We start from the raw sequence: 10383 nt of genomic DNA, 5'->3' as shown, positions 1-10383 counted from the left end.
ACCCCCTGTCCGAAAAACCGGGACCACCTCTGATCAATCACATCCTTGAACATCAGATTGCTCCGGCGCTCGGCCGAATTGGTCAGATATCCGTTCGTCTCTTCATGCTGCATGTCGAGAAACGCACGACCAAAACGCGTCTTGCCGCTGTCGAATTCGATGCCACCGGCGCGCGTGTTGAAACTGCCATAAGTCCCGTAGAGCGACACCCCTCTTTTGGCCGAAGGCGTCTTGGACATGAACCCCATCGTTCCACCGAACGTGGCATTTCCGATCGTGGACCCCGTTCCGGGACCGCGATCAATCTGCGCTTCTCCCAGAAAGTGCGAGATGAACAGGGACGATGTCGTGTGATGCAGATCGCTGGCATCCCCGAACGGAATACCATCGAACGTCATGTTGTACTGGCCGTCCTGAAAGCCACGAAGGCTCATCGCCTCGGCCTTACCCATTCCGGGACCGTTAGGATTTTGCGAATAAACGCTCGGCTGGAACCGGATGATATCGTCGATGCTGGCAAGCGGAATAATGTTGTTACTCAGAAAGCCGGACTGGATTTTTGATGTCGGCTCCGTAATATCCAGCGGGACCGTCGCAGGCGCAATCCGCGCGGCATGACCAAGAACGGTAAGGTTTTCCACTCCCGGTGTCGCATCTTTTTCTTTTCTGGTTTTATGCTCTACATGCTTTTTCTGTTTTGAATCAAGAACATGAGCCTGCGCGCCGCCCCCCAGAAACAGAGCGCCGGCAAAGCATCCGGAAAGCAGAATATGGTTACGCATCTTGAACGTCATGGGGAGTGGGCTCCAGTGATTGGCGCGCACTCCATACGGAAGGCTTCAGGTCAGGAAAACCGCTTTACCGTTCCTGAAATAAAATATTCATATGCTTTACTTCAAATCTTCATACTTATTTTGAAATATTTCTTATTCTATACTTACGGTAACGGTCTTTTATCCGCAATCGGGTCGATCTTCGGCTCTGTCAACGGTCCTGAATCGATCACCACGACCAGATCCCCGGCAATCCGCGTCGGCTGCCGGTCTTTGGGAAGCAGCGCCTGAAAACGCGGATCATAACTCGCAGCCTGCTCATACAGCGCGTCGATCAGCCCGTAATGGTCCATGAATTTATTCATGGTCCCCGGAATACGGATACATCCTTCCGAAGCCGGATGTCCCAGTCGCCATTCCAGAAACTGCGGGTCCGTCGCATGGATCTCCAGCCGGATCTGTCCGGTTTCATGGCGCGGCAGCCAGCCCTTCATCGCCGTCTGCCATCCCATGTCCCACACACGCGATCCCTTGGCGCCGATCCCGCGGATTCCGTACTTGTTCTTCGTGCCTTCCGCCCGATACCCCAGACGATCCGCCGTGTTCTGAAATACACCAGTCGGTGTGATATAGTAATATTTGCGCCCCGTCGTCCCGGTCGAAACCGGCGTCCCTCCAAGAGATTCCCAAGGGGCATCCGGCAACGCCAGAACATAATCCAGATGCTGGATCTTCTCGTTACGATCCACGACCATGACAAGCTGCGGCCGCGAAACCGGCATATCAGCCTGCGTCACCGCATCCTTCGCAAGCGTCAGGAACGCCTTGCGACGCTCCGGCGTGTACGTGCTGAACCCTTTGACATTGTGCTTCATCAGCACCGCCAGCCGGGACGCCTCCTGCCGCGCCACCTCATCCGACACAACCGGCAGATCCGGAATATCGATCGGCGGCGGCGCAAGATCAGGCTGCGGCGGCGTATCCGTCGGCGGATTGCTGGCAGGCGGGGGTACTGAAGCGCCAAGCGATGGCGTCGTATCGGGCTGCTGTGTCGACAGTTCAGGCCCCGCACTGTCCGGCCGCGCACAGGCCACCAGCGGCGCAAACCCCATAACCATCGCCGTGGACGCAGATAGCAGGGCCACAAACCGCGTCAGTCTGGAAACATCACGCATCTTCAGAAAACCATCCCCGGGTTCAGAACAACAGACAGAACGCGAGGGAACAGTTTCCTGTCCGGCGTTCGGCATGACTGGTACGCTTTTCAACGCCCCAGCCACGCAAAAGGCATCACAGATCCAGAAGCAGACGCCTCGGATCTTCCACAAGCTGCTTGATCCGGACGAGGAAGCTCACCGCCTCCCGCCCGTCCACGATCCGGTGATCGTAAGACAGCGCCACATACATCATTGGCCGGATCACGATCTGTCCCTCCCGCACGACCGGGCGCTCCTGAATGGCATGCATCCCCAGAATGCCCGACTGCGGCGTGTTCAGGATCGGTGTGGACAGCAGAGACCCGAAAATCCCGCCATTCGTGATGGAGAACGTCCCGTGCGACAGCTCTTCCAGTTTCAGCCCGCCCGTCCGCGCCCGTTTGCCATAATCGGCGATCCGACGCTCCAGCTCGGCAAAGCTCATCTGATCGGCATCATGCAGCACCGGCACCACAAGTCCGCGCTCCGTCCCCACCGCAATGCCCAGATTGACGAAATCACGATAAACGATCTCATCACCTTCGATCTGCGCATTGATCGCCGGATAATCCTTCAGCGCCCCGACGACTGCCCGCGCGAAGAAGGACATGAAGCCCAGCCGGGCCCCGTCATGCTTCTTCTCGAACTCTTCCTTATATTGTGCCCGCAGCGCCTTGGCGGCGGACATGTCGATCTCGTTGAACGTCGTGAGAATGGCCGCCGTGTTCTGCGCCGCCTTCAGATTCCGCGCGATCGTCTGACGCAGGCGGCTCATGGGAACCCGACGTTCCCGCGCTTCATGCGAAGACAGCTTGGCGGCCGGGGCAACGGAGACAGGCTTCGGCGCTTCAGGAGCAGGAGGCGTGACGCGCGCAGATGACACGGCAGGTTCGGGAGTCGGAGCAGCAGGCACAGGAGTTGGTTCAGCCGCAGCAGGCGCCTCCGCCGTCTCATCGACAGACCCGAGCAGACCGCCGATCTCCACTTCCGTCCCCACCGCCACACAGTCTTCCAGACGCCCGGCGGACGGCGCGGTCACTTCAACGCTGACCTTGTCCGTCTCCAGTTCCACGATGGTCTCGTCATGCTGCACATAGTCGCCGGAGTGTTTGAGCCACCGCGCGACAGTCGCAGTCGTCAGGCTTTCTCCAAGCGCCGGAACCCTGATTTCGACCGTCATGCTGCTTCCCTGTCTTGCGTCCCGCCGCGAAGCGGGGAAATGTCTGTGCGGTATCCGGCATCCTGTCCGGACCAAGGTCAAGGATGCAGGATACCGCATCTTCGTCCCCAGCGGGAGGCGGAACCATCCCCGTCGCCGGACTTTGAAACCAAAACGCAGGAGGCCGCAATGTCCCACCCGCCCGACCGTCCTGAGATTCTGGACTCCGACCATCTTTCCGCCCGCACCCGCGAGATCCTGACAGCGCGGCTTTCCGTATCGGCCACACAGCCGCAGACACTCTCGTTTCAGGCCTATGCCGTCCTTGATGCGCTCCTGCCCGTCCTGCTCCCGCTGGACGAAATCCTGCCTGCCAGTACCGACATCGCCATGACGGCCCGGATCGACGCCGCGCTCTCCGGCCCCCGCGACGGCTGGCGTTTCGCGGACCTCCCGCCCGATGCCGAAGCCTGGGAATCCGCCCTCCTGACCCTCGACGACGTCGCAGCCGACCAGCACGGACTCCGCTTCATCCATCTGACCCCGGATCTGCGCGGCGCGCTGCTCGATGCCGTCATGGACGGACAGATTGGCCTCGACCGTGCAGGCCGCCTCACGGCATCCCAGATGAAACGCTGGAGCGGAGACCTGCGTGGCGAGATCGTGGACTGCATCATGAGCGACCCGCGCATCCAGCAGGCACTCGGTATTTCCTCCAGCCTCACCGGCGGCGACACCGTCTTCCAGGGCTTCACGAATGTCGGCCCTGACAGCCGCGAAGACTTCGAACCCAAAGCCACCGCCCCCCTTCTCCAGATGGCAGACTCCAGCGAATGAGCAGCAGTACCCTCATGAAGACATTCGCCGAAACGGACATCGCCGATGTCGTCATTATCGGCAGCGGCGCCGGTGGGGCCCCCCTCGCCGCGGAACTCGCCCGCAATGGCAAAAGCGTCGTTGTGCTGGAAGCCGGGCCCGCCTTCTCCGCCATGAGCCACACCCCCGATGAAGTAGCCGCCCGCGAACTCTACTGGCTGCACGAACGCCTCTCCGCCGGCACAAACCCACAGGCGTTCGGCGGCAATAACAGCGGCACCGGCCTCGGCGGCTCCCTGCTGCATTATGGCGCCTTCATGCCCCGCATGGACGCCCGCGACTTCCACCTGCACACCGAAACCGGCAAAGGCGTGGACTGGCCCTTCGGTCTGGACGAACTGCTCCCCTATATCGAGCGCGTGGAATCCTTCATCGGAGTTTCCGGCCCCGCCCATTACCCGTGGGACCCGGACCGCCGCTACGCCTATCCGCCCCCGCCCGCCAATTCCGCCGCCCTCAAGATGCGCGAAGCCTGTGACGCGCTCGGCCTGCGCCACGCAGACGGCCCCGCCGCCCTCATCACCCGCGATATCGAACAGCCGCATTTCGGCACCCGCCATGCCTGCGCGAACTGTGGCGCCTGCCATCAGGGCTGCCGCAACGGAGCCAAGTCAGGCACGGTCAACACCTGGCTCCCCATGGCCGTCGCCTATGGCGCTGAACTCCGCCCCGGCTGCTTCGCCCACACGATCGAACGCGACAGCTCCGGCCGCGTGTCCGGCGTGGTCTATCGCCAGGATGGCCTCGAACACCGCCAGAAATGCACGATCCTCGTCCTAGCCGCCGGTGCCGTCGAAACCCCGCGCCTGCTCCTGACCAACGGCCTCGCCAACAGCTCCGGTCAGGTCGGCCAGAACTACATGACCCATGTCTCCACCCAGGTCTGGGGCGAGTTCGACGAGGACATCCGCCCCAATCGCGGCTACCCGTCCCTGACCATCACCGAAGACATGATGCGCCCCAAAGACGCGGATTTCGTCGGCGGCTACCTTGTGCAGTCGCTGGGCATGATGCCCGCAACCTGGGGCCAGAACCTCGCCCGCGGCACCACGACACGCGGCCCGGCCTTCGCCCGCGCGCTTGCCGGATACAACCGCTCCGCCGGCATGGGCATTAATGGTGAATGTCTACCCCGCCCAGAAAACCGCGTGACCCTCTCGAATGAGAAGGACGCATTCGGTATCCCCAAACCCCTGATCGAGCACTCCTACGGCCCCAACGAATGGGCCATGCACCACCACGCTGCCCGCCTGCTGACGCAGATGTGGGAGGCCGTGGGCGCAAAGGACATCCGCGTCATCGACCGCGCCGCCCACATGATCGGCACCTGCCGCATGGGCACGGACGCAGGCAGCAATGTCGTCAATCCGGTCGGCCGCAGTTTCGATATCGACAATCTGTGGATCTCCGATCATTCGATCTTCCCCAGCGCCGCCGCCGCCAACCCCGCACTGGCCATCATGGCTCTGTCCCTGCGTACGGCGGACGCCATGCTCAAAACCTGACTCTGAAAAACCGCCCCCCGAAACTGACATGGATCAAAGTGTTCCGGAGCACGCGCACCAGCCTTGACACCGGCTCGCGCGCTCCGGTAATCGAAGGACGACTTTCCGGTGACGTCCTGTCACCCGGTCTCCCTTTCCATCCGGATGACGCCCGCTTCACTGTCCTGCGAAATCTTTACGGATCCCCGCCTGACACAAGAAGCCCCCGCCCAGTCGCCCTGTCTTCTGTGTGGTCGCGCATCCTCCCCTATCAGGTCTGCCACTACCGGCACATCAAGGCGCGTCTTTCATGCATCTCGCCGAACTCAAGAAGAAATCTCCCGCCGATCTGCTGGCTTATGCAGAGGAACTGGAGATCGAGAACGTCTCGTCCATGCGCAAGCAGGACATCATGTTCGCCATCCTCAAGACCCTTGCCGAACGCGATCAGGCGATCTACGGCGAAGGAACGCTCGAAATCCTGCCGGACGGCTTCGGTTTCCTGCGCAGCCCGGAAGCCAACTACCTTCCCGGCCCTGACGACATCTACATTTCCCCCACGCAGGTCCGCCGCTTCGGCCTGCGCCCGGGCGACACGGTTGAAGGCCAGATCCGCGCCCCGCGCGACGGCGAGCGCTATTTCGCGCTGCTGAAGGTCAACACCATCAATTTCGAGGCCCCGGAAACCGTCCGGACGCGCATCAACTTCGACAACCTCACGCCGCTCTACCCCGAGCGTCGCCTGAAGATGGAAGTCGAACAGTCCGAAGCCGCCGTCACGGAAACCTCCCCGCGCGGCAAGGGCAAGAAAGACCAGCGCGACTACACCCCGCGCGTGATCGATCTCGTGACGCCGATCGGCATGGGCCAGCGCGCCCTGATCGTCGCCCCGCCCCGCACCGGCAAGACCGTGATGCTCCAGAGCATCGCAGCGTCGATCTCCGCCAACCACCCCGAAGTGTTCCTGATCGTTCTGCTGATCGACGAACGCCCGGAAGAAGTGACGGACATGGCCCGCTCGGTCCGCGGCGAAGTCGTCTCCTCCACCTTCGACGAACCGGCAACCCGCCACGTCCAGGTAACGGAAATGGTGCTGGAAAAGGCCAAGCGCCTCGTCGAGCACAAGCGCGACGTGGTCATCCTGCTGGACTCCATCACCCGTCTCGCCCGCGCCTACAACACCGTCGTCCCCTCCTCGGGCAAGGTGCTGACCGGCGGTGTGGACGCCAACGCCCTGCAACGCCCCAAGCGCTTCTTCGGCGCCGCGCGTAACATCGAGGAAGGCGGCTCGCTCACGATCATCGCAACAGCCCTGATCGACACGGGCTCGCGCATGGACGAAGTCATCTTCGAAGAGTTCAAGGGGACCGGTAACGCCGAGCTCATCCTGGACCGCAAGCTGGCCGACAAGCGCACCTTCCCCGCCATCGATATCACCAAGTCGGGCACGCGTAAGGAAGAACTGCTGGTGGACCGTGCCGAACTGTCCAAGATGTGGGTCCTGCGCCGCATCCTGGCTCCGATGGGCACGATGGACGCCATGGACTTCCTGCTGGACAAGCTCAAATACAGCAAGTCCAACCACGACTTCTTCGAGGCCATGAACAACTGATCCACGATCAGCACGGCCGACATGAAAAAGGGGAGCTTCGGCTCCCCTTTTTTGTTGCCCGGTCACCCGGAATGACGGGAAAAGCCTCCCGTTACAGCACACCTTCCAGATGCAGCATGGCATGCTTGTCCGCGATGCCACCGAGCCCCGAATACCCGCCAAGCCCCGCCCGGCCGACAACCCGGTGACAGGGGATCAGGATCGGAATCGGATTCGCCCCAACCGCCCCCCCGACCGACCGTGCAGACCCGCCGACCTCAGCCGCGATATCCGCATAGGTCCGCGTCTGCCCATAGGGGATCCGGCGCAGCGCGTCCCAGACCTTCTGCCGGTACGGAGTCCCGTAGGGGCGATAGGGCAGCGTGTCGAAATCGACCGATTCCCCGTCAAAATAGCGCTCCAGAAGATCGCGGGCCTTCAGAAGGAGTGGAGTCTCCTCCTGATCGCGCCCCCAACCCCAGTCCAGAGCGACGATCTGGCCCTCATCTTCACTGATGGTAAGGGCCCCGAAAGGTGAGTGGCAGGATAGCTGTGGCATGAACGCCACGGTGCCCGAGCCGCTCAAAACCGTCAATCCGGCGATGTCACCATCAGGACGAGACTTTTTAGCCATGCTATAAACGCATATCGAGTCATAGAAACATGCAGAAAACACATACTGTACCGCTCCTGTAGGCTTTGCAGCAATATTCTGTAATGTGTTGGAAAACTGCCATTTTTTGTATTCGAAAAGCAGCCGGAAGATTTCCGGAACGGCAGTGTAATTATTCGGTGAGCCGCATCACGCCCCGTTTCTGAGCAATCCTGTCCCTTCCCTCACGGAAACGTCAGAAGCCGTGTTTGTCTTAAGCAATAGAATAGGCTCAGTAAGTTCTCATGCTGCCGATGTCTGGTACTGATCGCTGGCTTGAGAGGAGGAAGATGTCCTTCGTTCCTTTCAAGACTTCACAGGTCCAGAATATCACAGCGGAAACAGTCTTTACAAAAAGGACAGTTGGATCATGACTTCTGGTCTACTGACGCCGATCAAGGTTACGAAAAAGCGCCTCCTCAGCTGCGCCGCCGCACTGGCATTCTCAGCAGCTGTGCCCGTCGCTTTCGCCCAGGAAGATACCGGCGCAGCAATCACAAGCGCCGACAATGGCGGCCATCCCGGGGACTGGATGTCCTATGGCCGTTCCTATTCCGAGCAGCGCTACAGCCCGCTCGACCAGATCAATACGAACAACGTCGGCAAGCTGAAGCTTGCCTGGCACTATGATCTGGACACGAACCGCGGCCAGGAAGGCACTCCCCTGATCGTCAATGGCGTCATGTACGCCACGACCAACTGGAGCAAGATGAAGGCGCTGGATGCGGCGACCGGCAAGCTCCTGTGGGCCTACGATCCGAAAGTTCCCGGCAACATCGCCGATCGCGGCTGCTGTGACTCCGTTAACCGTGGCGCGGCCTACTGGAACGGCAAGGTCTATTTCGGCACGTTCGACGGACGCCTGATCGCGCTCGACGCCAAGACCGGCAAGCTGGTCTGGAGCGTCTACACGATCCCCAAGGAAGCCCAGCTCGGCCATCAGCGCTCCTACACGATTGACGGTGCTCCCCGTATCGCCAAGGGCAAGGTCCTGATCGGCAACGGCGGTGCCGAGTTCGGTGCCCGCGGCTTCGTTTCCGCCTTCGACGCCGAGACCGGCAAGCTCGACTGGCGCTTCTTCACCGTTCCGAACCCCGACAACAAGCCTGACGGCGCGGCATCCGACGACATCCTGATGTCCAAGGCCTATCCGACCTGGGGCAAGAACGGCGCATGGAAAAAGCAGGGCGGCGGCGGTACCGTCTGGGACTCGCTCGTCTATGACCCGGTGACCGATCTCGTCTATCTGGCCGTCGGCAACGGCTCGCCGTGGAACTACAAGTTCCGCTCCGAAGGCAAGGGCGACAACCTGTTCCTCGGCAGCATCGTCGCGATCAATCCTGATACCGGCAAGTATGTCTGGCACTTCCAGGAAACGCCCATGGACGAGTGGGATTACACCTCCGTCCAGCAGATCATGACGCTCGACATGCCGGTCAACGGCGAGATGCGCCATGTGATCGTTCATGCCCCGAAGAACGGCTTCTTCTACATCATCGATGCGAAGACCGGTAAATTCATCACCGGCAAGCCCTACACCTACGAGAACTGGGCCACGGGCCTCGATCCGGTCACGGGTCGTCCGAACTACGTGCCTGACGCCCTGTGGACGCTGACGGGCAAGCCCTGGCTCGGCCTTCCGGGCGAACTGGGTGGCCATAACTTCGCTGCCATGGCCTACAGCCCGAAGACGAAGCTGGTCTACATCCCGGCACAGCAGATCCCGCTCCTGTACGATGGCCAGAAAGGCGGCTTCAAGGCGTATCATGACGCCTGGAACCTCGGCCTCGACATGAACAAGATCGGCTTGTTCGACGACAAAGATCCGGCACACGTCGCCGCCAAGAAGGACTTCCTGAAGGTTCTCAAGGGCTGGACGCTCGCCTGGGATCCGGAGAAAATGGCACCGGCCTTCACGATCAACCACAAGGGTCCGTGGAACGGCGGTATTCTCGCCACGGCCGGTAACGTGATCTTCCAGGGTCTGGCGAACGGCGAATTCCACGCCTATGACGCCACGAACGGCAACGATCTGTATTCCTTCCCCGCACAGAGCGCGATCATCGCTCCGCCGGTGACCTATACGGCCAACGGCAAGCAGTATGTCGCGGTCGAAGTGGGCTGGGGTGGCATCTACCCGTTCCTGTACGGCGGCGTTGCCCGGACCTCGGGCTGGACGGTCAACCACTCCCGCGTGATCGCCTTCTCGCTCGACGGCAAGGACAACCTTCCGCCGAAGAACGAGCTGGGCTTCACCCCGGTCAAGCCGGTTCCGACCTACGACGAAGCCCGCCAGAAGAACGGCTACTTCCTGTACCAGACCTTCTGCTCGGCCTGCCATGGCGACAACGCCATCTCCGGCGGTGTTCTGCCTGACCTGCGCTGGTCCGGTGCGCCGCGCGGCAAGGAAAGCTTCTACAAACTCGTTGGTCGCGGCGCCCTGACAGCCTACGGCATGGACCGTTTCGACACGTCCATGACGCCTGACCAGATCGAGGATATCCGCAACTTCATCGTGAAGCGCGCGAACGAATCCTACGACGACGAAGTCAAGGCACGTGAAAACTCAACTGGCGTTCCGAACGATCAGTTCCTCAATGTCCCGCAGTCCACGGCCGATGTTCCGACCGCGGATCACCCCTGAGGCAGCGG

General features: G+C 61.2%; 8 protein-coding genes. 4 read left to right on the top strand and 4 right to left on the bottom strand.

Annotated features, from left to right (window positions below):
• From GFJ39_RS05805 to sucB, 3 genes are all read right to left on the bottom strand, one after another.
• A partial coding sequence (locus GFJ39_RS05805; protein ID WP_153430441.1) for a TonB-dependent receptor plug domain-containing protein occupies window positions 1-794 on the bottom strand: 794 nt, incomplete at its 3' end.
• A 143-nt stretch (window positions 795-937) separates the two neighbouring features.
• Window positions 938-1948, bottom strand: coding sequence for a L,D-transpeptidase (locus tag GFJ39_RS05800; RefSeq protein WP_153430440.1), 1011 nt, complete (start codon window positions 1946-1948; stop codon window positions 938-940).
• A 115-nt stretch (window positions 1949-2063) separates the two neighbouring features.
• Window positions 2064-3149 (bottom strand): dihydrolipoyllysine-residue succinyltransferase, encoded by a 1086-nt coding sequence (sucB, locus tag GFJ39_RS05795; RefSeq protein WP_153430439.1) that lies wholly within the window; start codon window positions 3147-3149, stop codon window positions 2064-2066.
• A 168-nt stretch (window positions 3150-3317) separates the two neighbouring features.
• On the opposite strand from sucB, the gene GFJ39_RS05790 reads away from it, so the two are divergent.
• From GFJ39_RS05790 to rho, 3 genes are all read left to right on the top strand, one after another.
• The gene (locus GFJ39_RS05790) at window positions 3318-3965 is read left to right on the top strand and encodes a gluconate 2-dehydrogenase subunit 3 family protein (RefSeq protein ID WP_153430438.1); all 648 of its coding nucleotides are present in this window, start codon (window positions 3318-3320) and stop codon (window positions 3963-3965) included.
• 14 nt (window positions 3966-3979) lie between these two features.
• Window positions 3980-5509, top strand: a complete 1530-nt coding sequence (locus GFJ39_RS05785) for a GMC family oxidoreductase (RefSeq protein WP_153430463.1) — start codon at window positions 3980-3982, stop codon at window positions 5507-5509.
• 289 nt (window positions 5510-5798) lie between these two features.
• Window positions 5799-7100, top strand: coding sequence for a transcription termination factor Rho (rho, locus tag GFJ39_RS05780; protein WP_153430437.1), 1302 nt, complete (start codon window positions 5799-5801; stop codon window positions 7098-7100).
• A gap of 91 nt (window positions 7101-7191) precedes the next feature.
• Here the strand turns inward: rho and GFJ39_RS05775 are convergent, their stop codons facing one another.
• Window positions 7192-7638 (bottom strand): methylated-DNA--[protein]-cysteine S-methyltransferase, encoded by a 447-nt coding sequence (locus tag GFJ39_RS05775; RefSeq protein ID WP_153430462.1) that lies wholly within the window; start codon window positions 7636-7638, stop codon window positions 7192-7194.
• A gap of 463 nt (window positions 7639-8101) precedes the next feature.
• Here GFJ39_RS05775 and GFJ39_RS05770 point away from each other — a divergent pair, with 463 nt between their 5' ends.
• Complete coding sequence (locus tag GFJ39_RS05770) at window positions 8102-10375, top strand: PQQ-dependent dehydrogenase, methanol/ethanol family (RefSeq protein ID WP_153430436.1); 2274 nt, start codon at window positions 8102-8104, stop codon at window positions 10373-10375.
• The last annotated feature ends 8 nt before the right edge of the window (window positions 10376-10383 follow it).

The organism is Gluconobacter aidae, from assembly GCF_009547075.1.
Lineage (GTDB): Bacteria > Pseudomonadota > Alphaproteobacteria > Acetobacterales > Acetobacteraceae > Gluconobacter > Gluconobacter aidae.
The sequence above is the reverse complement of the archived record's forward strand: the minus strand, read 5'-3'. Positions and strand labels throughout refer to the sequence as shown.